Origin of the sequence: Geomesophilobacter sediminis (assembly GCF_016458275.1) — a bacterium.
GTDB lineage: Bacteria > Desulfobacterota > Desulfuromonadia > Geobacterales > Geobacteraceae > Geomesophilobacter > Geomesophilobacter sediminis.
On the sequence record NZ_JAEMHM010000009.1, the window covers coordinates 1 to 22,832 of the forward strand.

The 22,832-nt window shown below is 65.6% G+C and carries 13 protein-coding genes and 1 tRNA gene; 2 read left to right on the forward strand and 12 right to left on the reverse strand.

What is annotated here, in order from left to right; all coding sequences use genetic code 11:
* Positions 1-257: 257 nt before the first annotated feature.
* Both JFN93_RS11680 and JFN93_RS11685 read right to left on the reverse strand, forming a co-directional pair.
* Positions 258-333: transfer RNA gene (locus JFN93_RS11680), tRNA-Phe, on the reverse strand.
* Positions 334-428: 95 nt separating this feature from the next.
* Entirely contained in the window at positions 429-992 is a 564-nt protein-coding gene (locus JFN93_RS11685; protein ID WP_199384267.1) for an elongation factor P, read from the reverse strand.
* Positions 993-1,087: 95 nt separating this feature from the next.
* Between JFN93_RS11685 and JFN93_RS11690 the strand changes: the two genes are divergently transcribed.
* Entirely contained in the window at positions 1,088-1,285 is a 198-nt protein-coding gene (locus tag JFN93_RS11690; RefSeq protein ID WP_199384268.1) for an RNA-binding S4 domain-containing protein, read from the forward strand.
* 150 nt (positions 1,286-1,435) lie between these two features.
* Here JFN93_RS11690 and JFN93_RS11695 read toward each other — a convergent pair whose 3' ends face one another.
* The 8 genes from JFN93_RS11695 to JFN93_RS11730 all read right to left on the reverse strand — a co-directional run bounded on the left by JFN93_RS11695 (position 1,436) and on the right by JFN93_RS11730 (position 19,197).
* On the reverse strand, positions 1,436-1,801 hold the full coding sequence (locus JFN93_RS11695) for a translation initiation factor Sui1 (RefSeq protein ID WP_199384269.1): 366 nt from the start codon (positions 1,799-1,801) through the stop codon (positions 1,436-1,438).
* 236 nt (positions 1,802-2,037) lie between these two features.
* Positions 2,038-6,510 carry a CxxxxCH/CxxCH domain c-type cytochrome gene (locus tag JFN93_RS11700; protein ID WP_199384270.1) on the reverse strand — a complete coding sequence of 1,491 codons (4,473 nt, stop codon included), beginning with the start codon at positions 6,508-6,510 and terminating at the stop codon, positions 2,038-2,040.
* A gap of 63 nt (positions 6,511-6,573) precedes the next feature.
* Positions 6,574-8,667 carry a CxxxxCH/CxxCH domain c-type cytochrome gene (locus JFN93_RS11705; RefSeq protein WP_199384271.1) on the reverse strand — a complete coding sequence of 698 codons (2,094 nt, stop codon included), beginning with the start codon at positions 8,665-8,667 and terminating at the stop codon, positions 6,574-6,576.
* Between the two features lie 51 nt (positions 8,668-8,718).
* A complete protein-coding gene (locus JFN93_RS11710; protein WP_199384272.1) occupies positions 8,719-12,444 on the reverse strand; it encodes a CxxxxCH/CxxCH domain c-type cytochrome in 3,726 nt (1,241 codons plus the stop codon).
* 327 nt (positions 12,445-12,771) lie between these two features.
* Entirely contained in the window at positions 12,772-13,302 is a 531-nt protein-coding gene (locus tag JFN93_RS11715; RefSeq protein ID WP_199384273.1) for a hypothetical protein, read from the reverse strand.
* 136 nt (positions 13,303-13,438) lie between these two features.
* On the reverse strand, positions 13,439-16,159 hold the full coding sequence (locus JFN93_RS11720) for a hypothetical protein (RefSeq protein ID WP_199384274.1): 2,721 nt from the start codon (positions 16,157-16,159) through the stop codon (positions 13,439-13,441).
* A gap of 63 nt (positions 16,160-16,222) precedes the next feature.
* On the reverse strand, positions 16,223-17,470 hold the full coding sequence (locus JFN93_RS11725; protein WP_199384275.1) for a CxxxxCH/CxxCH domain c-type cytochrome: 1,248 nt from the start codon (positions 17,468-17,470) through the stop codon (positions 16,223-16,225).
* Positions 17,471-18,099: 629 nt separating this feature from the next.
* Positions 18,100-19,197: a ribonuclease Z gene (locus tag JFN93_RS11730; protein WP_199384276.1), complete on the reverse strand. Its 1,098-nt coding sequence runs from the start codon at positions 19,195-19,197 to the stop codon at positions 18,100-18,102.
* A gap of 110 nt (positions 19,198-19,307) precedes the next feature.
* Here JFN93_RS11730 and JFN93_RS11735 point away from each other — a divergent pair, with 110 nt between their 5' ends.
* Positions 19,308-19,637 (forward strand): cupin domain-containing protein, encoded by a 330-nt coding sequence (locus JFN93_RS11735; protein ID WP_199384277.1) that lies wholly within the window; start codon positions 19,308-19,310, stop codon positions 19,635-19,637.
* Between the two features lie 255 nt (positions 19,638-19,892).
* Here JFN93_RS11735 and hemB read toward each other — a convergent pair whose 3' ends face one another.
* Together hemB and cobA are read right to left on the reverse strand one after the other, a co-directional pair.
* Entirely contained in the window at positions 19,893-20,912 is a 1,020-nt protein-coding gene (gene hemB, locus JFN93_RS11740; protein ID WP_199384278.1) for a porphobilinogen synthase, read from the reverse strand.
* Between the two features lie 187 nt (positions 20,913-21,099).
* A complete protein-coding gene (gene cobA, locus JFN93_RS11745) occupies positions 21,100-22,629 on the reverse strand; it encodes a uroporphyrinogen-III C-methyltransferase (RefSeq protein ID WP_199384279.1) in 1,530 nt (509 codons plus the stop codon).
* Between the last annotated feature and the right edge of the window lie 203 nt (positions 22,630-22,832).

The window sequence follows — 22,832 nt, forward strand, 5'->3', positions numbered from 1 at the left end:
GTTTCGCAGAGGGTCTCCTTAGTTTCGCAGAGGGTCTCCTTAGTTTCGCAGAGGGTCTCCTTAGTTTCGCAGAGGGTTCCCTAAGTTTCGCAGAGGGTCTCCTTAGTTTCGCAGAGGGTCTCCTAAGCTTCGCAGGGAGGCTCCTTAGCTTCGCAGAGGGCTCTTGGAACTCACCAAGAGCCGCCGGGGCAATTTCCAGATTGCAGGCAAACAAAAAGGCACTTACGCTTGCTCGCGTAAGTGCCTTTGATTTTTGCTGGTGCCCAGAGACGGAATCGAACCGCCGACACGAGGATTTTCAATCCTCTGCTCTACCGACTGAGCTATCTGGGCAAGAGACCAACCTTATACTTTGTTTGCCGACGGCTGTCAACACTTTTGTGCAGCGCCGGCTCTTTTGCTCAGATAGTAACGGGTAGCGCTATGACTTAGGCGCGGGAGATGAAACGGCCGTCCCGGGTGTCGACCTTGATCTTCTCACCGGCTTCCAGGTACGGCGGCACCTGCAACTTCAACCCGGTTTCCAGCAACGCTTCCTTGGTCTGCGCGGTGGCGGTCGCGTTCTTCAGCGCCGGGGCGGTCTCGGTCACGACCAGTTCCACGGTCATCGGGAGATCGACGTTCACCATCCGCTCCTGGAAAATCCCCAGCTGCACCTCGGTCCCGTCCAAAAGAAACGGCTGCAGGGCGGAGAACGCCTCTTCGTCCATCTCGAACTGCTCGTAGTTCTCCAGGTCCATGAAGATCCCCTTGCCGCCGTCGGAATAGAGGAACTGCCCCTTGTGGCGCTCGAAATCGGCCTCGTCCACCTTGTCACCGGAGCGGAAGGTCTTCTCCAAGACCTGCGCGGTGATCAGGTTGCGGTACTTGGTCTTCACCATGGTATTGGCGCCACGGGCGGAGGGGGACTGGAAAGCGACGTCCAGGATCAGACACGGAGCGCCGTCCAGTTTGATGACGAGCCCCTTTTTGAAATCGTTGGTGGTGTACATAGAAAGAAATCTCCTTGCGCGAAATACCTTTTTGTATCAAATATCGTCGGTGACTTCAACAGAGATGCAGCGCATCGGGAAAAGGGGATTGGTAAATGAAGATCGATGGAGAGTTCATCAAGCTGGACAGCTTTCTCAAGGCCGTGGACGCGGTCAGCTCCGGAGGGGAGGCGAAGATCCTCATCGCGGAGGGGCTGGTCCAGGTGAACGGCGAAACCGAACTGCGCCGCGGCCGCAAGCTGCGCCCCGGCGATACCGTGGTGATGGAGGGGAAGGCGTATCAGGTTGAGTAGTCATGGATCCAGCGGCAAGCCGGGGCGTCTTTAAAATCGGGGCTAGGGGCTAGGGGCTGGGGGCTAGGGGGATCGGTCTTTACGATTCCCTGGAGCCTTTGGCTTTCCCCTAGATCCTGGCCATCAGCCCCTAGCCCCGCCTCTCATCCTTCACCCGCCGGCCCGCTTGGCCTGGTAACCCCGCTTCAAAAGCTCCTGCATGATCCGGTCACCGTGATCGCCCTGGATCTCGATGGTGCCGTCCTTCACGGTCCCGCCGCTGCCGCAGGCCTTCTTGAGTTCCGCCCCCAGCGCCGCCAGCGCCATCGCGTCGAGCGCAAGCCCGGTGATCACCATCACGGTCTTGCCCCCCCTCCCCTTCGATTCGCGCCGCACCCGCACCACGCCATCCCCCGCCGGGGCGGCGCCCTTCTTCTTGCAGACACACCCCTTAACCGGCTTGCCGCACTCGGGACACATCCTCCCCGCCTCGCTGGACCAGACCAGGCGGCTGCCGTTTCCTGCGTCTTTCTTCACGTCTTGCCCCTCCTAAATTTCTTCTCCCTTTAGCTACCACGGGAAAGGGTCGGGAGGCAAGCACGCCACGTAGCTTTCGTGGCCCCATCCTCACCCTGTCCCTCTCCTTGAAGGAGAGGGGACGTAGGGAGCGAGGTCTACTTCTTTTCACGGACAATCCCTTTTCGATGACAATCCGCAAAAAAAGGCCGGGGATTTCTCCCCGGCCAAGTCAGGAGGTTGCATGTTCCGGCGGTTTACCAGGCCTCGCCCCCGGAGCCGCCGCCGCTGTGTTCGGAGCACGATGAGCCGAAGTTCGCGTTACCGAAGGTGCTCCCCTTGATGTTGACCGTCGAGGTCCCCCACGCCTTGAAGAGCGGCGTGCCGGACGCGCCGTTGGCGCGGTAGCGTACCGGGGCGTTGGTGGTCTGCAGCAGCCGGGAGATCTTCCCGCCGTGCGGTACCCGGAGGTGGCAGTTCACGCAGACCGGAGGTCCGGTGGTGCTGTTGTAGTGTTCGCCACCGGAGGTGGCGAGACCGCCGGCAGAGTGCCAGCTATTCGACCCGGTCACGGTGTGGCAGTTCAGACAGAACAGGCCGTTCACCGTGCCGGCTCCGGTGTTGTAGGTCGCCAGGCGGAAGTAGGTCCCGCTGGTGGTCCCGTTGGCGGCGGCCGAGGTGTACGGCCACGCCTTGTTCACCCCGGCGAGCATCCACTTCACCGACGAGCCGTGCGGCCCCTTGGACGCCGTGGAATCGGTGGCGTGGCAGTCGGAGCAGGTCATCACGCTCCCCGGGGTCCACCCGCCGGCGAGCTTCGCCGCGGTGAGCTGCCGGGTGCTCGGCAGCGCCGCAACGATCGGATGGCCGGAGGCGTTGTTCGGGTTGAACTCGATGCTCAGGTCGGTCCAGGCCAGGTTCTTGGCCCCCACCTGCCCGGCGCTGGTCATGTTCTTGAACCAGCCGGTCGACCCCATCGCGTTGGTGTGGCACTTGAAGCAGACCTGGTATTCCGCGGTGGCGTTCGGAAGCGCCGTGGTGCCGGACTGGCCGTAGGTGTTGGCGCTCCCCCAGCTGGTCCCCCAGGTGGTCACGGTGACCCCGGCGACGCCGGTGAGGACTCCCGGCAGCGTGTTGGCCCGGCTCCCCTTCGCCGTGGTCGGTGCGGTCGAGGAGTGGTTGCCGAACTTGGCGGCATGCTGGTTGTGGCAGTCGGTGCATTCCACGTGCTTGGCAGCCGCGATGTCGGCGAGCGTCTCGTTGGCCTTGTGCAGCCCGGAGTAGGCGGAAATCTTGTGCCGCGGCGACCGGCCCGCCGAGGTGAACGACTTGTAGGTGTCTTCGGCAGAGCTCCGCATGGTATTGGAGCCGAACCAGTCTTTGCCGTTGGCCGCCTTGAGCGTCCCGCCCAAGGCGGTGTCGGTGGACTGGCTGTGGCAGCGGAAGCAAAGCGTCTGCTCGCGGTACTGGGCCAGGGTGCCGGTTCCCAGGTCGTCCAAGATGCTGACCGACGCACTGAAGTGCGGGCCGAACTTGTTCACCGAGGTCTGCTTGTCCTTGGCCTGTTCGTCGGTGTGGCACTTCACGCAGTTCGCCGCGAAGAGCTGGGTCCCGAAGGCGGACAGGGTGGTGTAGTTATGCATGCTGGCGGCGTACTGGCTTCCCGAGACGATCGGGGTCGTCGCCACTCCGCCCGCCGCCTGGTTGGTGGTATCGCGGGTCAAGGAGGCGCTGTGGCAGGAGACGCAGATGCCGAAGGTACCGCTGTTCACGAAATCGGTGTTGGACGGCGCCGCCCCCGAGACGGTGGCGATGTCCACCCTGAGGTTCGCCCCCTTGGTGGTGACCGTCCCGCCGTTGTTGAAGTAGTTGTGGTCCACGTGGCACGAGACGCAGTAGACGTTGGTGGTGCTGGTCGGGTAGCTCCCGGTGTTGGGCGCCTGGTCGCCGGCGTCGGTGGAACTCGTCCCCAGGACGTGGTGGTAGCTCGCGGTCCGGCTGGTGCCGACGATGCTCATCGCGGCCTGGAAGTTGGAGTGGCAGCCGAAGCAGGCGTTGCCGCCGGTGGATACCCCGCCGCCGACCGGGGTGAAGGCATCCCCGCCGTGGGCGCTCCCGGCGTGCGAGTGGCAGGCAGTGCAGGCGCTTCCGGAGTTGTGGCCGTCCCCGGCCGTCTGGGTGTAGTGGCTCGTGGTGGTGTGGCAGACGTTGCAGACCCCGTTGAAGGGCGCCGCGCTCTTGGCGAAGTCGGTTCCGGTCGGAGTCGCCGACAGGGTGAAGGCGGCGGCCGTCGTACTCTGCGCGGTCGGCGCGCTCGTGGTGCGGTCCGAGGCGACCGCCGGGTTGGCGCGGACCATCGCCTGGTTGGTGTTGCCGGTCCCGTGCGGGTCGTGGCAATCCCAGCAGAACTGGCCGCCGGAGAGCGAAGCGCTGTGCTTGGAGCCGTAGTGGTCCGCCTCGACCGCAGGCGAGGTGGTCCGCTTGATGGTGGTGCCGTTCACGTTCACCCCGGCGCCGGTCGCCGAGTGGCAGACCAGGCAGGGGGCGTTTCTGCCGTAGGCGGCGGTGGAGAAGTTCAAGAGCCGGAACGGGTTCGCCGCCACCTTGTGGGCGACGGTGGCATCATGGCAGAACTCGCACTGTCTGGCCTGCACCCCGAAGTTGGCCGCGGGATAGCCGGTCCCGGGATAGGTCCCGGAGGCGAGCCCGTGGCCGTTGCCCGCCCAGGAGCCGGTTCCGGTCATCTGGATCTTGGACATCACCCCGTTGTTCCAGAAAGTGGCGCCGAAGTCCGCGGTAGAGGCGGAAGCCCCGTTGCCGTGGCAGTCCTGGCAGTTCAGCGTCGCGCCCCAGGTGGCGCTGCTCCCGGTCCCGCCGTGGCAGGTCACGTTGGAGCAGGTTCCGGAGGATTGGGTGAAGCTGGCCGTTGCGCCGGCCTGGGTGGTGTCGAAGTAGACGTTGGGGGTGCCGTTCAGGTGGTACTTGGCCGCGGTGTAATCCTTGAAGCGGCTCGCCACCGTGGCATTGGCCGTCTTGTTATGGCAGGTGGCGCAGATCGTCGTGCCGGTCGCTCCGGCGACGTGCTTGGGATGGCTGTTGGCCGTGCTGCTCGGCGCCGCCCCGCCGTTCACGTAGTCCGGGGCGCCGATCGCGCTGGTCCGCCCGTGGCAGCCGTTGCAAGAGAGGCTGGCCGCGCCGGTCCAGCTCTTGCTCCCGGTCATGTTGACGTAGACGATGGCGCCCGGATTGCCGTTACTGTGGCAGTAGACGTTGGAGCAGACCTTGGTGGTCCCGTTGTAGCGGGCGCTCCCCCCGGCCCGGGCGCCGGAGTAGTCGAGGAACCCGTTCACGTGCTTGGTCCGGTCGGAGACGGTGGTGGTGGCGCTCACCGTCTTGGCGTGGCAGTTGACGCAGTCCAGCCCGTTGTTGGTCCCGATGATCGCGTTGTTGGTCGGGTTCATGTGCTTGTCGTGCTTGCCCGACAGCTTCGTCGCCGTAGCGCCGGTTTGCTTGGTGTCATGGCACTGCACGCAGGTGCCGGTGGCGGCGGCGCTCCAGGAGACCGTCACCAGCGGCGCGCCCCCCTGGCCGTTGGCATGGCAGCTGTTGGTGGAGCAGCTCCCCGCGGTGTACTTGAATCCCTTGGCGTCGGTCACCGACGCGGTCCCCGGGGTGTACTGCGCGCCGGTCAGTTTCGCCCCGCCGATCTCGGCCGAGGAAAGGGTGTTGGCCGGGCCGTTGGCATGGGAGCCGGTCGGGTGGCAGTTGCGGCAGGCAAAGCCGTAGGCCGCCGCGCTGGTCACGTTGTTGCCGGTGATGTTGGTGAAGACCGTCGCCTGGTTGTAGTGGATCGCGTGCCCCGCCGTGGTCCCGGCGGAGAGATCACCGTTGTTGCTCGCGCCGTGGCAGGAGTTGCACTGCAGGGAGGCGCCCCCCCAGGAGGGGGCGGAACTGCCGTGGCAGTACAGGCTGGCGCAGGACCCGTAGCCGGTGCTCGTGGTGAAGTAGTTCGGATACAGGACGTGGGTCCCCGCGGTGTAGGTCCCGGCGCCGGTCGGCGCGGCGGTGAAGCTGACCGCGAGGTTGCGCCCGCCCGGGGATGCGGAGGTCGCGTGGCGGAAGGGGGTCCCCTCGGCGGCGTGGTTGGGATGGCACTGGGCGCAGCCGGTCACCGTCGAGCCGAAGGAGACGAAGTGCTTGGCGTGGCTTCCCGAGGCGGGGGGGGCGCCGTGGCACTTGGCGCAGACGGTGGTGTCGGGGCTCGCGTAGGCGGCGCTCCCCCAGTTGTCGGTGCCGGAGCCGAAGTGGCAGTTCACGTTGTTGCAGCTACCGAGGATCGGGACGCTGGTCTGGTTGGAAAAGACGGTCGCCGTGCCCCCCTTGAGGTACTGCGCGGTCGACGGGGACGAGTTCAGGTTCGCGCCCAGCTTGATCACCGGCTTTTGCGCCGTGGTCATGTGCCCGAAGGTATAGGAGGCGGCTCCCGGGTGGCACTTGGCGCAGCTGTTGACCGATGCCGTGGCGTGGGTCCCGTGGTTTCCCTGCAGGGTCGCGTTGGTCGGCGTCGCCACGGTGGAACCCTTCCGGGCTCCATCGGCAGGCGGCAGCGAATGGCAGTAGGTCACGCAGGAGTTGATCACCTCCGCCGACGCCGGCCGGGTCCCGCCCAGCCAGGCCGTAAGGGTGATCGCTCCGATCAGCGCAAGCCTGCCCAAGTCAGCGTATCTCATCGTCATTTCCATCGGTAGCTCCTTGTCGGAGGGTGTGGCGTACTCACGTCGTAAGCGGCGCTTCTAGTGCAGCGGATCCCACTTCGGCGACGCGCCGAAATGGCAGTTGATGTTGGAACAGGTCCCGGTCACGTGGTTGGCCGCGTCGAGCCGGTTCGAGGTGTAGCGGGCGAACTTGAGGTTCTCGTAGGCGAAGACCGAGTTCACCCGCACCTTGATGTTGCTGCTCGGCAGCCAGACCAGAGGCGACATGACGTGGTCGGCCGGGTTATGACACTTCTGGCAGTTGGCCCACCCTTCGCTGGGGCGCGCCCCTTTCTTCACGTGGGCGTTGATGGTGTGGGCTCCCCCGCCGCCGGCGTAGTTCTCGCCGTGGGCGGAAGACCAGTTCCCGCTGGTCCCGACAAACCCGGCACTCGCCGGCGGATAGCCGTGGCAGGAATCGCAGTTGCTGTTGACGTCGATGGTCCCGTTGATGTGCAGCGCCGGATTGATAAACCCGGTCCCGGCGGCGTTCACGTTGGGATGGCAGCCGGCGCACTCGGTCGGCAGCTTGGTCGGCAGGTGCGGCCCTTCGGGGGGCGGATAGCCGTGGCAGGTGGCGCAGTCGTTGGCGGCGCTGCCGGTGAGAAACGGCGTGTTCCATACCGGGCTGGTCTTGGAGCCCCCCACCAGGGTGGCGCCGTGGCAGTAGGTGGCGCTGCAGGTCCGGTTGGCGCGGGTGAAGCTCGGGGTCCCGCCGCCGCTCTTGGTCAGGGTGCCGAAGGTGATGAGCGAGGCGCTGGAGAAGTGCCCCAGGGTGTTCACCGTGGCGGGGACCGTGTGGCACTCGGTGCAGGCGATGTTCCCGGTGATGTTGTGCCCGGAGCTTGTGGCATTCAGGTGGTTCGTGTGCGCCCCCGCCTTGGCGTCGCTGGTCGCGGTCGCCGCGTTGGTGGCATAAAACGGCACCGTGGCGGCCGAGCCGTGGCACTTCTCGCAGCTGACCCGGGTGGTGTTGGCCCCCCAGGTCGGGCTTCCCGAGCCGTGGCAGCTCGTGTTGGAGCAGCTGCCGTAGGCGGCCGACGGAGAGAAGGCGCTGCCGTTGGAATACTGGGTCGCCTGCACCATCGGGGCGGTGAGCTGGGTCGGCGTCGAGAAGGAAAGGTTGATGTTGCCGTCGGCGTGGTTTTGCTCCTGGACCGGCGGCACCGTCCCGTTGTGGCAGGTGGCGCAGGCGTACTGGCCGTTGCCGGTCGTCCCGGCATGCAGGGCATGGCTTCCGGTGGCGGCCAGCCCCGACTCGTCGGCATGGCAGCTCCCGCAGGACAGGGCGGCGCCCCCCCAGGCGACGGTCCCGAAGGCCGAAGGTGCCCCGCCGCCGGTGGTTCCGCCCCCCTGGACCGTGGAGTGACAGTAGACGTTGGTGCAGCTTGCATAGCTTCCCGAGCCGCTGGGGAGGTAGTTCGGGTAGACGGTCCGCCCGGTCCCGTAGGCGCCGGAGCCGGGGACGACGATGAGGTTTCGGTGCCCGGCCGCGGCGGAGGTGGCGTGCTGGAACTTGGCGCTTTCGGCGGCGTGGTCCGGATGGCACCTGGCGCAGCTGCTCACGGTGCCGCCGAAGACCGTCACGTGCTTCGCGTGGTTGCCGGTCGCGGGGGGAGCGCCGTGGCACTTGGCGCAGCTCGTGGTGTCGGCGGTCGCATACGGTGCGGTTCCCCAGGTATCGGTGGCGCTGTTGAAGTGGCAGTTCACGTTGCTGCAGCTCCCGAGGACGGGGAGCGAGGTCTGGTTGAAGAAGGTCGCCTTTACCCCGGCCTTGTTATAGGCGCCGGTGGCCGGGGAGTTGTTGATGTTGGAGCCGACCTTGATCACCGGTTTGGCGGCGCTGGTCATGTGGCCGAAGCTGTAGCCGCTCGCCCCCGGGTGGCACCGCTCGCAGGTGCTGACCGTACCCAAGGCATGGGTGCTGTGGCTGCCGCCGAAGGCACTGGAGCGGGAATCGAAGTGCAGGTTTCCCTTGCGCGTGCCGTCCTTGGGCGGCATCCGGTGGCAGTAGGTGACACAGGAGTTGAGCACGGAAGCCTCGACCGGCCCCGCCGCAACCAGGGCAAGAACGACCGCGATCATCCCCCACCCGATCCCGAACGACATCGATTTCCCCTCGATTCTCCTCATAACGTCACCCCTCGTTGAGTCCCCGGATCGGGCACTGCCGATCCGGTCCCCCTAGTGCTGCGGATCCCATTTCGGAGAAGCCCCGAAATGGCAGTTGATGTTGGAGCAGTTGCCGGTCACGTGTGCCGTGCCGTTCTGCCGGTTGGAACTGTAACGCGCCAGTTTCCCGAACTCGTAGCCGAACAAGGGGTTCACCCGCACCGTCACGTTGCTGGCCGGGAGGAAGGTGACCGGGCTCATCCGGTGGTCCAGGACGTTGTGGCACTTGCTGCAGTTGCTGAACCCGCCGGCGGGAGTCGCTTTCGGCGAGACGTGCTTGGCGATGGTGTGCGCCCCGCCGCCGCCCGGATAGTTCTCCAGCCGCGCCGAGGACCAGTTGCCGGAGGTCCCGACGAAGCCGGCCGAGACCGGGGGATAGCCGTGGCAGGTGTCGCAGGTCCCGCTGGGCTGGAAGCCGAGGGTCGGGGCCGCGCCGTTGTGGCTGTGGCAGCCGACGCAGGAGCTGCCCGGATTGTGGTTCGCGTCGAAGCCGCCGGCGGGGAAGTGGTCGACGGCGCTCGCCCCGGTCCCGGTGTGGCAGACCTGGCAGACCCCGTTGAAGGCCGGTCCCGGCTTGACGAAATCGCCCCAGGCGGGGGTGCCCGGCTGGGCGAGGACGAAGCTTACGGCAGCGGAGCTCCCCGGGGCGCCGGTGCCGTGGTCGGAGGAAAGCGCCACCTGGGCATGGATCATGTAGTCGTTCCCGTCGCCGTGGGGATCGTGGCAGTCCCAGCAGAACTGGCCGGCGTTGTTCGCCCCGCCGTGTTTCACCCCGAAGTGGGCCGAGGAGATCTTGACCGTCGCGTTCACCAGGACCCCGCCCGCGCTCACCCCGGCGGAGCCCGGAGCGTGGCAGCTCTGGCAGGGCTGGTTGCGCCCCCAGGCGGCCGAGGAGTAGTTGAGCATCCTAAACGGGTTGACGGCGACGTTGTGGCCGGTCCCGGCGTCGTGGCAGTAGAGGCAGGGAGAGGTCCCGGCGAGCTTCGCCGCCGGGTTCCCCGAGTTGTAGCTCCCGGCGGTCTTGCCGTGGCCGGTCGTCGTCCACTCCGCCTGGTTCACGTTGCCGACCGGCGACGCGGTCGTGAACGGGAGGGAGAAGACGTCGAGGTCCGCGCTCGCGGAGAGGTGGCAGTCCTGGCACCCAAGGCTTGCACCCCAGGTGGCCCCGTGACCGGTTCCGCCGTGGCAGCTGATGTCGGCGCAGCTGGTCGGGCTCGCCGGGGTCCCCAGGGCGGTGACCGAGAAGGCGGCCCCGCCGCCGGCGGCGACGAAGTACTTCTGCACCATGTGGTTCCCCGGCGTGGTGATGGTGACCCCGTCGCTGGTGACGCTGGCATGGCAGGCATTGCAACCCAGGTGGTTCACCGCGACGTGCTGGGCGTGGCTGTTCGCCTTGGGGGTGCCGTTGGGGTAATCCGGGCCGGTGCTGAGCCCGCCGTGGCAGCCGCTGCAGTCGGAAGGGAGCGGCTGGTTCCAGGTCGGCAGCAGCCGGGCCGCCCCGAAGGGAGCGGTAAAGCTGGTGCCGTTACTGTGGCAGTAGGTCCCGGCGCAGCTTCCGTAGCCGTTCCCCGGCGGGTTGGGGGACTGGCTGTAGCTGCCGCCGCCGGCGAAGACGACGTCGATGTTGCCGTCGGCATGCTTGCCGGTCCCGCCCCCGGCGCCGAAGTGGCAGGTGTCGCAGGTCGGTGTCTGCCCCCAGATGGTGCTGGTGAAGTGCTTCCGGTGGCTCCCCGGTGCGCTCGGCTGGGTCATGTCGAACTGGTGGCAGCCGTTGCAGGCAAGCGCGGCGCCCCCCCAGGTCGGGGTGGCGAAGTTCTGCGGTCCCCCCACCCCGCCCGGTCCCTGCACGTCCGAGTGGCAGTAGGTGTTGGAGCACTGGCCGTAGCTTGCGCTGGGGGCGAGGGTGCCGGTGGAGCCGGTGGCCGCGCCGCGGTAGGCGGCGGCCGCCCCGTTCTTGGTGACGTCCCAAAGGACGGTCCCGTTCACGTGCCGCACCGCCCCGACGTTGCCGTGGCAGGTGCTGCAGTCCAGGGCGAGGTTGTTCTTGCCCAGGCTGGTCCCGTTACCCGCGTGGCGCAGGTGGCTTCCGGTGGTCGGCGGATTCGCGGCGCTCGCCCCGTGGCAGGAACCGCAGGTTGCCTGTCCGGTCCCGGTCCAGACCGGGGTGGTATTGGTGCCGCCGGTGAGCGTCCCCCCGTGGCAGTAGATCGAACAGCTCACCTGGCCGCCCGGGGTCAGGTTGAGGGTGGTCCCGGGGTTCGCCTTGAAGCTGTAGCCGGTGTTGAGCGAAGAGTTGGCGTTGATGGTGCCGGTGGTCACCGTCCCGACGAAGCCGAACCAGGTCTGCGGCGTGACGCCGAAGCCCATCTCCAGGACGTGGTTCCCCATCGGGCTTTGGGTGTAGCCGGAATGGCAGGCCAGGCACTGGATCGACTTGGAGGTGACGTGGGTCCCGTGCGCCCCGGCCGAGGCGGGGGAGGCTCCCAAAACCCCGGTGGCCGGGGTGGCGAGCCCGGTGGGGCCGCCGATGTTGGTCGTGGTGATGGGGTAGCCGTGGCAGATGTTGCAGCCGCCCGAGAAGGAGCCGAGCGCGTTGTCGTGGAAGTGGCAGTCCTTGCAGTCGCGCGCCATCGCCTCGGGGAGGGCGTGCAGCGGCGACACGGCGATGGGGACCTCGTGGCAGGCCTGGCAGACGCCGGTTCCGGACTGGTCCTTGAAGTTGGCGGAAAGGGCCGAGGTGGCGGTGGAGAAGACCGGGCGCTGGCGCACCGCGCCGACCGGGCTGGAGAAGTTCATCAGGCGCCGGATCAGGAAGCTGTTCGGGACGCTCCCGTCGCCGGGGACGACGTGGGCGCCGTGGCAGTCGGTGCACTGCACGTTCTGGCCGCGGTAGTTGTGGTTCTTCTTCCCCGCGTGGCAGCTGGTGCAGATGTTCACGTTGTCGGCGGCCCCGGCGGCGACCGGAGCGCCGCGCCGGTCGGTGCGCAGGATGACCCCGTCACCGTCTTTCAGATGGTAGTAGGAGCTGTACGAGTCGAAGGTGGCGCTGTTGGAATCGGCGTAGTGCACCCGGTGGCAGGTGGAGCAGACCACTTTCCCCCCCTTGAGGAAGGCGTTCAGGTCGGAGCTGGCATTGGCCGGGTTCGCGTTCACCGGCGGGTTGTTGTACTGGGCGGGGTTCAGGACCGCCTTGGAATCGGGCGCGGTAAGGCCGAAGTTGACCGGATGGGTGCCGGAGAGCTGATCGCGGAGGTTGCGGCTGCGGTGACAGTCGAAGCAGAGCTGGTCCTGGTCGTTGGGCATCCGCAGAAACGGCGGGTTGGCGTTGGAGTGCTGGTTGTGGCAGCGGATGCAGGCCAGGTCCCCGCCGGTCTTGGTACGGACCGAGGTGAGCGCCGGGAAGAGCGGCGGCTCGGCCCCCGCGGCGGGGACGGTATCGCCGCCGTCCCAGCGGTGCGAGGTCTGCAGCTTCACCTTGCCGCCGCCGGTGTAGCGGCCGAACGGGTCGGACGCGTCGGCCAGGGTGAAGGGCTTGGCACCGGCGCGCGGCACCCCCGGCCGGTGGCAGGAGAGGCAGATGTTGTTGAACCCCGTGCTCCCCAGGGTGACGTGCCCGGTGTGGCAGACGATGCAGCTGTAGTCGCCGTGGGGCGGATCGACGGTGACCGCCGAGGCCGGAGCGGCGGCAACCAGCCAGAGGAGACAAGCGAGCAGGGTCGTGACGGTCACTTCTTTCATACGATGCTCCCGACAAGGGTGAAGTCGTATTCAATGATCAATGATCAATGAACAATGATCATGAGCTGTTCCGTTGACGCAGGGGCGCCGAGGGCGCCAGGGCGTGGACGGTCGGTGGCTCCTGCCGTCTTCGGGAACCTGACGGCGGATAACGAACTCGGAAATGCGGCGAGGTGCTGCTGGTATGTTAGGCCCGGTGCCCCTTCGGTTGCGAGCGGACCACCCGGGAAAAGTCGAGGTGCAACAGTATCGGTCTGAGAGGACAGGAAGCTTCCGGACCCGGCTGCCGAGAGCGGCAGCCGGTCCGCTTTCACGGGGCTCGATCGGTCAGAAACCGAAGTTCACCGTCATCGTCGGGGTTACTTTTCCGGCCCAGATGTCGTCGGTGGAGGCCGGTGCATTGGTGGTTGCGTCCGCCCCAGCCGCAACGAAGGCGGGGAACGGGGTGTTCAGGGTGGTGAAGTCCTGCTGGGTCAGGTTGACCCCGGGGCGAATCGTACAATCCAGCTGCGCAAACGGGAGCGCCCCAAAATCCCTGGTGAGACCACCGCCAACCCAGTTGAGCGTGACGGTGTTCGTACTGCTGGAGAAGGTTCCGTTGACCCCGCCCTGCAAGGTCCCCGTCGTGGCACGGAGGCTCGGCTTGGTCAGCTCGAAGGTCGACGGGTTGAAGGCGACGTCAACCCCGGGGGGAAGTTTCGCCGCCAGGGTGATCCCCAGGATCTGGGTGGTTATGTTGGACATGACCCCAAAGGTAATGGTTGCCGTCCTTTGGGGGGGCGTGCTCCCCCCTCCCCCGCCGCACGCCGCGGCGAGGAAGGCTACCGATATAAGAATCAAAAGCTTGATGAGTCTCATGACTGGACCTCTATGCCGTCCTCCCTCTCCTGCAAGGAGAGGGTCGGGGTGAGGATGGGGTTGGCCGGCTTATTCAGGGGCCCCCATCCCCCACCTGTCCTCCCGCAAAGAGGGAGGGACGCTCCTTGCTCGTGGCCTACCAAAGTCCCAGCACCCGCATCATGGTCGCCACCGTGTCCTTGATGTCGATCTTGCCGTCGGGCATCGGAACTCCGTTCACCAAAGGAGCCAAGTCGCCGTGCAGCTTCTCGTTGATCCCCGCGGGTCGCAGCCCGGCGGTGATCTTCAGCGATTCCAGCGCGTCGGCCACCGTCGGCACCCCCGGGCTCCAGGTCTGTCCCGGCACCTGGACCGGAACCAGGATCCCGTTTCTCGAACTCGATCCCCCCGGAGTGACCGCGGTGATATCGAGGGTCGCCGGATCGTAGCTGACCCCGGTCAGGTCGACCGAGGCGGTGTCCCCGTAGACGAGGACGTTGCCCACCGGGCCGTTTTTGTCGCGTACGCTCAGGATCGCCCCGCCGCCGACGCTCACCTTGAGGGGCGAGGTCGATTCCACCGTTACCGCCGGCGGGGTCGGGTCGGCGACGGTGAGTTCCCTCACGCTCGTCGTCTCGTTTCCCGCCGCATCAACGGCGGTGACCGTTACGGTGTAGGTCCCGAACTGGCCGGTGGGGACGGTAAAGGCGAGTCCGAAGGAGCCGTCCGGTTTCTGGTAGATCGGGACCGGAGCCCCGTTGATCGTCGCACTCACCGTGGTCCCGGCGGCGACGGCGCCGTTGATGCCGATCTGCTGGCTTTGCCCCCCCAGTACCACCGCGTTCTGGCCGGGAAGGGCCACCGCCAGCGGAGGCGCCGACGGGTTGTAGTTGATCCCCACTTTCGTTGAGGAATTGACGTCGCCCAGGGTCGCCGTGGCGACCAGGTTGTTCAGGCCCGGGGTGAGCGGGACGTTGGCGCTCCAGCGTCCGCCGGTGACCGTCGCGGCCACGCCGTTGACGGTGACCGCGCTTCCGGGGCTTGCCGCGCCGGCGACATCGATGCTGTTCGTGGCCACCGTGGTTCCATCCGCCGTGGCGAAGGTGACCACCGGGGCCGAAGGCGCCAGGTTGACGTTGGCGACCGCGGTCGGGCTTGCGTTACCGGCGGCGTCGACTGCGGTGACTCCGACCGTGTTTGCCCCGAGGGTGAGGACGGCCGCGGTTGAGAAACTCCCCGCAATGACCGGCACGGTCACCGGTGTCCCCCCGTTCACCACCACCTGCACGCTGGTGGTCGAGGTGTCGGTAACCGTTCCCGAAATCGGGAAACGCTGCACGCTGGTGGTGCTCCCGGTGGGGAGCATGGAAACCATGAGATCCGGCGCGATCGAGTCGAGCACCACGCTCACGCCGGTGGTGGCCAGGGAATAGGCCGGGTTGCTGGCGGTGACCAGCAGGCTGTTGGCCCCCTCGGTGAGGGCCGCCTGGTAGGTCCAGCTCCCGCCGTTCACCAGCGCCGCGTTGCCGTTCACCAGGACCGTCGATCCCGGCGGTACCGTGCCGTGCAGGGCGAGAAGCGGTGTCGACACCAGGGACGGCAGCGCATCCACCGTGATCGGGGTCACCGGCGCTCCCCCGCTCGGTGGCAGCACGAGTACGGTGGCGGTCACCGTGGTCGACCGTCCGGCGGAATCGGTGGCGGTGACGGTGAAGATGTTGTTCCCGGCCGCCAGGTTGCTCACTGCGTCGCTCCAGCTGGTCGCGCTGGGGGAAGCCACCGGCGCGAGAGCCGCGCCGCTGTTCACGGTTACCTTCACCGTCGCTCCCGCGGCGACCTGCCCGGTCAGATTAAGGGCCGTCAGGTTGGTTGCCACCGGCAGCGGGTCGATCGAGAGGGTCGGCCCTCCCGTGTTGGCCGGGGCCGCCGGAAGCTCGACCCCGTACAGGGTCAGGTTTCCCGTGTCGTTCGCGACCACGAGCCGGGTGTTGTGCGGATCGAAACTGTCAAAGACCGCGTCGGTCGGAACGGTGAGCCGGCCGCTGCCGGTGCCGTACCCCCCGATGACCCGGACAAAGGCCCCGGAGCTCGGGTCGAGGACCTGGATGTTGCTTTGAAAGGCGTCCACCACGTACATGAGGACGCCGCTTGCGCCGTAGGAGAAACTGATTCCTTCCGGGGCGGTGAATTTGCCGTTGCCGCTTCCCGCCGCCCCGACCGTCTTGACGAAAACGCCGTCCGGGGTGAAGAACTCGACCCGGCCGTTCAGGGTGTCGGTTACCGCGAGGTTCCCGGAGACCATCTCGAAGGCGACGCCGGTCGGTTGCGAGAACTGGCCGCTGGCGCTGCCGAAGGTGCCGAAACTGTTGGCCGGTTTGCCGGCCGCAGCCGCCGCGATCGTGAGCGGGGACCCGTCGGCGCCGAAGACCTGGATGCAGTTGTCCAGGCTGTCCGCCACGAAGATCCTCCCGGTCTGGTCGACGGCGATGCCGTTTGCCATCCGGAACTGCCCTACCCCCTTGCCCAGCCGGAACTTCTCGGTCCCGGTCGAGGATAGGACCGCGACGAAGGTGCCCTGGCCGACGACCAGGTCGCCGGTCACGGTGACCGCAAGACCCTGCGGCGTCGCCGCGGTGTTGAACTGCGCCAGGAATTTCCCCTGGGTGCTGAATTTCAGAATCCCTCCGGCCCGCGGGTCGCTCAGGTAGATGTTTCCGAGCAGGTCCGTTGCCACCCGTACCGGGGTGCTGATCCGGTCGCTTATGGTTCCGAGGCTGGATACGTTGGGCGCCAGGACCCCGTGGGACAGGGTTGCTTGCAGGGACGCCGTTATCAGCACTGCCAGCCCGACGAAAATCTTTTTCAGGCTCCGATTCATGTTTGGTCGCCTCCCGGCCTTTCATGCTGTCCCGGGAGCGCCGCCCGTATTCAAAGCATCCGGCTATTGCCAGGTGCGTACTGGGTGGCAGCCTAGCGAGGTGCCGGGTGGTACTCCGGTCCCCGGAGAACAGCTGTTAGGTCCGGCTTGCCCGTACTGGATGAACGGCTTGATGGTCGCGGCAGCCGGAAGTTCGAATGCGGAGGTTTTCAGGTTGCTGAAATGGGAATTCCCCCCCGCGGTTACCGTCATGTCGTGGCAGACCGTGCACGCGAGCCCCAACTGGTTCACGTGCAGGTCATGCCTTCCGGAATGGAAGCTGTTGTACTGCGTCTGGGTTGCGGCGGCAGTGTCATCGACGTGGCAGGTGGTGCAGTCGGTGGCGACGTTGATCTGCCCCACCCCCCAGGCGGGGGTCGTGATCCCGCCGTGGCAACGGATGTTCGAGCAGGTGCCGTTGGCAAGGATCTGGCCGGCGCCCGACTTCGCGTTGTAGCTTGTATAGACAGCCAGAATCGGCGTGGTGTCCGTGTGGTTGTAATGCGCCAGGGTCCCGGTCCCGCCGCCGGAGTGGCAGGCGTCGCAGGTGAAGCTGCCGACCGCGAGGTGCGCGGAGTGGGAGCCGCTGGCCGGCGGGAAGGCGTGGCAGCTGTCGCAGTGGTTCCGGGTCGGGACGTTCCCGGCCGCAAGGAGGGTATGGCAACCGTTGCACGCCGGACCTACCCCTCCGGCCGCCGTGCCACCGAGGCTGCTCCCACCATGACAGAGCGTGCAGGCATTCTGGAGGTTTCCGGCGCCGTTATGGGTGCGCCAGGGCCGGGGATGGGCCGAGGAGCGGGCCGGAAACGCAGGATTGGCGAGGTTGTGGCACCCGGACTGCTCGCAGCCGGCCGGCAGGCTGCCGATGGCGAGGTTGAAGCGCGGGTTGCTCCCGGCTCCGCCGGCGGTGGCGTGGCAGGTCTGACAGTTGGTCAGGTCCGCCTTGGCTACCGGTCCGTGCAGTGCGGGGTCCTTGAAGGGAATCGGGTGGTTCGGAACACGCGGCCCATGCCCGTTTGCGTGGCACCCCGGCAGGTTCCCCTGGTTGAAGCAGTCGACCTTGGAGATCCCCCCGCGCAGATCGGCACCGTGGCAGCTCCGGCACAAATCCGGATTGGCGACGTAGGCGGCGCGGTGATCGACGACCCAGGTCTTGCTGTGCTGCCCGGTGTCCGATAAAGGCGGGGCCTGATCGTTTTGGGTGGCGCAGCCCGCCAAAACGGCGAGGAGCGCTCCGGCTGCCATGCGTGCCACGAAGCTGGATCTGGACATGTATTCCCCCCGGGTCCGCTCGGTGTCGCTCACGTCATTGTGAAGGGTGCAACACTCATAGCGGATGCGGTTTTTTTTCGACAAGTTCACTCAGAAGAAAAAGCTGTTTCTGGATTTAAGAATAGTCTATCGCTCAGCATCTACAATTTAAAGTAATGCAAGTGACTTTGAATTTTATTACAGCCTGGTTTCAGTCATTTGTTCATGTGAAACCATGCGTTTACAAAATAATTATTTTTGACAAATTGGTATTTTCTTGCCCACAATTTCCATTTGAGACAGTGTTTGTATTGCCTTAGGGTTAAAAACTTCAAAAGATGTATCAAGGCTCAAGTCATTATTAATTTTTTCAAACAATAGAGCACTAGCCTATCACGTTGCTATGAGTGTGAACGAGCCGGTTTGTCCTATTTGTTGAGTCCGAAGTGTATCAGGAAACATGCCATTGTCTTTACTTGCGGGTAACTCCGCGAATCAGCGTGGTTCTTGCCACCACTCCCCGTTCTATGGAAACGTCAAAGGGGTGCGCCAAAAATACGACAGGCAAGCGGCCGGCAGCGATAACCGTCGGTAATCACATCATTTTTTCTTGATTTGGAAATGAGGACAGGTGCAACCTTACGGACAGGTCAGTTAACCAAAAGGTTACGAGGGAGGGGAATCGGCCTGGGAACCTCGCAGGCCATGATGGGGCGGGGGGTGATGCGGTCCGGGACCCGGAGGATGGTGACCCCGGCGGGGGGGCGGAGTTCATCGAAGAGGTTCTGGCTCGTGCCGAGGTACCCCTTGGAATGGTGCATGGGGAGGGCGTAGGTGGGGCGCAGACGTTGGAGCAGCAAATTGAGATCGCTGGTGCAGAAGTGGCCCGTCTTGCGGGCCTTGTCCTGGTCGGCTGCCAGGAAGGCGCACTCGCAGACGAGCAGGGTGACCCCCTCCAGAAGCGCCTCGACCTTGGCCAGGTTCTCGTCCGAAAAGGCGATGTCGGTCACATAGCCGATCGATGCCGGGCGGGTCTCCCGCCGGACCCGGGCGTAGAGCTCATCGGCCCGCCCGGTCTCCTCCCGGATCGACTCGCCGGATCGGCGCAGGTACCGGACGGCGATCCCGCTCATGGTGTTGGCGTGGTAGAGACGCTCCAGTTCCGAGATCCAGGGTCCCTTCACCAGGTGCTCCCGTTCCAGCAACTCCTCGTCGAGGCCAAACGCCTCGGTTTCGGTGAGCCGGTAGCAAAGGACCCCGATCTTGTGGTCGCAAAGGACGGCGCGTACGTTGAGATAGTCGTTACGGTAGATGATGGGACCTAGCGACTCCCCGTCCGGGCGGCGGGCAAACCCTTCCGGGCCGCTGAACAGGGTGGCGCTGACCGTATCGCCGTGCACCTCGCCCACCCGCAGGTTGCCCCAGAAGGTGTCGGCGAGGTTCCAGTCGTAGGAGGTGAGCTTCGCCTGCAACCGGTCGGCCAGCCCCGGCGGGCCGAAAATTTCGGTGGTCCGGGGCGAGACGTGGCTGTGCCGGATGAAGGTGTCCATTCCCATGAAGTGGTCCATGTGGGCGTGACTTATGAAAATGGCGTCCAGCGATTTGAGTTCCCGCTTGGCGAGATGGTGCAGCTGGCCGCAGTCGAAAAGGATCGACCGTCCCAGAGGGCGGACGTAGACTAGGAGGAGGGGATCGTCGAAGAGCCCGGCATACAGTACCGGCTCTATGTAACGGAACGGCTTGGGCATAAGGTTAATTCTAGCATAACTTGATTTTAATCAATTTGGATAGGTGCCGGTGGGAGTAGAGTAGGATCAAAGAGGATGAGACGAAGACCAAACGAAAAGGAGACTACGCCATGGCAAAGAAAGGTGTCGCCAAAGCAGAAGTGTTGAAACTGATCGACCAGGCCGCTTACCAGGAAGGCGCGGTGGTGAGCCGGACCATCATCGACGAGCCGGTCGGAACCGTCACCGCGTTTGCCTTCGCCGAAGGGGAAGGGCTCAGCGAGCATACCGTCCCCTACGATGCCATGGTGCAGGTTCTGGACGGCGAGGCGCAGATCACCATCGACGGCGTACCCAACACCGTGAAGGCGGGCGAGATGATCATCATGCCGAGCCACAAGCCGCACAAGGTCCGGGCGCTCAAGCAGTTCAAGATGCTGTTGGTGATGATCAGAAGCTAAGGCCGGCCGGACCCGACAGAAAAGCCCGTTTTCCCCGGGCTTTTTTTGTTCCTTCCGGGGGATCCCCGGGAATCGGATTCGATGTTCTCCTCGAAAGAGTGGCCTGCTTCAGGTTCACAACCTTCATCGACAGCGTCGGGGGAAAGGGGTCAGCTTCATCAAGGAGGAGCAGGGGGATTGCCCCCTCCGCTCAGGACGCAAAAAGGCCCGCTCGAAAGAACGGGCCTTTTTGCATTTCCAACTCCTGGAACGGGATTACCGGCAGCCGCAGCCGCAGCGCTCCTGCTGCGCCAGCTCGTACCCCTTCTTCAAGAGCTTGGCGACTTCCTTGGAGTGGTAGGTGAGGATGAGGTCGGCGCCGGCGCGCTTGAAGGAGAGCATGGTCTCCATGATGACGCGGTCCTCGTCGATCCACCCCGCCTTGGCGGCGGCCTTCACCATGGAGTACTCGCCGGAGACGTTGTAGACGGCGGTCGGGAGGTTGAACTCGTTGCGTACGTCGCGCACGATGTCGAGGTACGGCAGGCCCGGTTTCACCATGAGGATGTCGGCCCCTTCCTCAACGTCCATGTGGGCCTCGCGGATCGCCTCCAGGCGGTTGCCCGGATCCATCTGGTAGGAGCGGCGGTCGCCGAACTGCGGGGTGGACTCGGCGGCTTCCCGGAACGGGCCGTAGTAGCCGGAAGCGTACTTCACGGCGTAGCTCATGATCGGGATGTCCTTGTGGCCGTTGTTGTCGAGCGCCTCGCGGATCGCGGCGACCCGGCCGTCCATCATGTCGGAGGGGGCGACCATGTCGGCGCCGGCGCGGGCGTGGGAGAGCGCCTCCTTGGCCAAAAGCTCCAGGGTCTCGTCGTTGTCCACGTCGCCGTTTTTGATGATGCCGCAGTGCCCGTGGTCGGTGTACTCGCACATGCAGACATCGGTGATGACGGCGAGTTTGGGCACCGTCTTCTTGATGGCGCGGATGGTTTCCTGGATGATGCCGGTTTCCGAGTAGGCATCGCTCCCCATGGCGTCCTTGACTTCCGGGATGCCGAAGAGGATCACCGCCGGGACGCCGAGTTCGTAAGCCTCCTGGGCCTCCTCGACGATGTGCTCGATGGACTGCTGGTAGATGCCCGGCATCGAGGAGATCTCCTTCTTGATCCCCTTGCCGAAGGCGGAGAACATCGGGTAGATCAGGTCGTTGGCGGAAAGAGAGGTCTCGCGGACCATGTTTCTGAACACCTCTTTCCCTCTGATGCGTCTGGCTCGGTACACGGGATAGAACATTGGCGGCTCCTTTTTTGCGTTCGACGTTCGGCGTTCGACGTTCGGCGTTCGGCGTTCGACGTTCGACGTTCGACGTTCGGCGTTGGAAATCTTTACCCAAGCCTCCAACAAAGTCGGAGGTATTACATGAAAGCTAGGCCAGAAGGTTTCTACGTCGAACGTCAAACGTCGAACGCAGAAACGGGTTTCAACGGTTCATGTATTTGACCAGTTCCTCGGTGAGCGCGTCAAGGGTATATTGCGCCGGCTCGACGTGCACCTCCAGGCCAAGTTCCCGGCAGGTCTTCGAGGTGATCGGCCCGATCGACCCGACGGTGACCCCCTCCAAAAGCCGCAGGAACCGGTTTTCCCCGAGGATGGCGGCCAGATTCTGCACGGTGGAGGACGAGGTGAAGGTGACGCAGTCGACCCGGTGCGCCTCCAGCGCGGCGAGCGCCTCCTGCGGGAGCTCCGGCGGGGTGACGTTGCAATAGGCGACCGGGGTGAGGACCTGAGCCCCCATGCGGGTCAGTTCCTCGGGAATCACCTCGCGGGCCCGGTCCCCACGCGGGAAGAGGACCCACTTTCCGGAGAGGTCCAGCTCGCCAAACGCGGTCACCACCCCTTCCGCCTTGTAATCGGCGGGGACGAGGTCGGCCTTGATGCCGTAGGGCGCCAGTGCCGCCGCGGTCTTGGGGCCGACCGCACAGACCTGGCAGCCCCCCAGGGCGCGGGTGTCCCGGCCGAGGGCGTGGAGCCGGTCGAAGAAGTACTTCACCGCGTTGTACGAGGTGAACACGACCCAGTGAAAGCTGTCCAGGGCGGTAATCGCCTCGTCGAGCTCACGGTAGTCGGTGGGGGGAACGATCTCGATGGTGGGGCAGGAGAGCACCCGCGCCCCGAGGCGCTCCAGGCGCACCGCGAACTCCCCGGCCTGGTCCGCGCCGCGGGTCACCAGGACCGAGCGCCCGAACAGGGGGCGGTTGTCGAACCAGCGCAGGGTGTCGCGCAGCTGCACCACTTCGCCGACGACGGTCACCGCCGGGGCCTTGAACCCGACGGCCTGCGCCTTCTCGGCGATATCGGAGAGCGTCCCGGTCAAAACCTGCTGCTCGGGGCGCGTGCCCCACCGGATCAGGGCGACCGGGGTCTGGGGGGACCGGCCGTGCGCCATCAGGTTTTCCGCGATCTGGGGGAGGTTGCGGATCCCCATGTAAAAGACGATGGTGCCGCTTCCCAGGGAAAGACCTTCCCAGTCGATCTCGGAGCTCAGCTTGCCCGGGCTCTCGTGCCCGGTGACGAAGGCAACCGAGGTGGTGACGCCGCGGTGGGTGAGCGGGATGCCGGCATAGCTGGTAGCACCGATCCCCGCGGTGATGCCCGGGACCACTTCGAAGGGGACGCCGGCCGCTACCAGCGCCTCGCACTCCTCGCCGCCGCGCCCGAAGACGAAGGGGTCCCCCCCCTTGAGCCGCGCCACGACGTTCCCCTCGAGCGCCTTTGCCACCATGAGCTGGTTGATCTGGTGCTGCTCCCGGTTGTGCTCCCCGCCGATCTTGCCGGAATAGATAAGCTCGGCGCCCGGCGGGGCCATCCGAAGCAGCTGGTCGTTGGCGAGGTAGTCGTAGAGGACCACGTCAGCCTTTTCCAGGCAGTCGCGTCCCTTGATCGTCATCAGGCCGGGGTCGCCGGGGCCCGCACCGATCAGATAGACGAAACCTTTTTTTCCGTGAGCCATATTAAAACCTCGGGGTTGGGGGTCTGGGATCGGGGGTCGGGGACCAAGGTCATACTTACCGTAGGCGCAGCATGCTGCGCCCGTGACATCCTGCATCCCCCTCCCCTGGCGGACGGGGGGGAAGGCGGTTCGGGGCTTTTAACGACGAAACGGGAAAAGGCTAAGGCCGCCCGGGGTCGACGTCGTCCCCGGCCAGCCGTTAG

Excerpts from the sequence above, each read along its gene's own strand:
- JFN93_RS11715 (WP_199384273.1), bottom strand. The coding sequence starts at position 13,302 with ATGAGACTCATCAAGCTTTTGATTCTTATATCGGTAGCCTTCCTCGCC.
- JFN93_RS11700 (WP_199384270.1), bottom strand. The coding sequence starts at position 6,510 with ATGAGATACGCTGACTTGGGCAGGCTTGCGCTGATCGGAGCGATCACC.
- JFN93_RS11685 (WP_199384267.1), bottom strand. The coding sequence starts at position 992 with ATGTACACCACCAACGATTTCAAAAAGGGGCTCGTCATCAAACTGGAC.
- JFN93_RS11710 (WP_199384272.1), bottom strand. The coding sequence starts at position 12,444 with ATGAAAGAAGTGACCGTCACGACCCTGCTCGCTTGTCTCCTCTGGCTG.
- JFN93_RS11690 (WP_199384268.1), top strand. The coding sequence starts at position 1,088 with ATGAAGATCGATGGAGAGTTCATCAAGCTGGACAGCTTTCTCAAGGCC.
- JFN93_RS11720 (WP_199384274.1), bottom strand. The coding sequence starts at position 16,159 with ATGAATCGGAGCCTGAAAAAGATTTTCGTCGGGCTGGCAGTGCTGATA.
- JFN93_RS11705 (WP_199384271.1), bottom strand. The coding sequence starts at position 8,667 with ATGAGGAGAATCGAGGGGAAATCGATGTCGTTCGGGATCGGGTGGGGG.
- JFN93_RS11735 (WP_199384277.1), top strand. The coding sequence starts at position 19,308 with ATGGCAAAGAAAGGTGTCGCCAAAGCAGAAGTGTTGAAACTGATCGAC.
- JFN93_RS11725 (WP_199384275.1), bottom strand. The coding sequence starts at position 17,470 with ATGTCCAGATCCAGCTTCGTGGCACGCATGGCAGCCGGAGCGCTCCTC.
- hemB (WP_199384278.1), bottom strand. The coding sequence starts at position 20,912 with ATGTTCTATCCCGTGTACCGAGCCAGACGCATCAGAGGGAAAGAGGTG.
- cobA (WP_199384279.1), bottom strand. The coding sequence starts at position 22,629 with ATGGCTCACGGAAAAAAAGGTTTCGTCTATCTGATCGGTGCGGGCCCC.
- JFN93_RS11730 (WP_199384276.1), bottom strand. The coding sequence starts at position 19,197 with ATGCCCAAGCCGTTCCGTTACATAGAGCCGGTACTGTATGCCGGGCTC.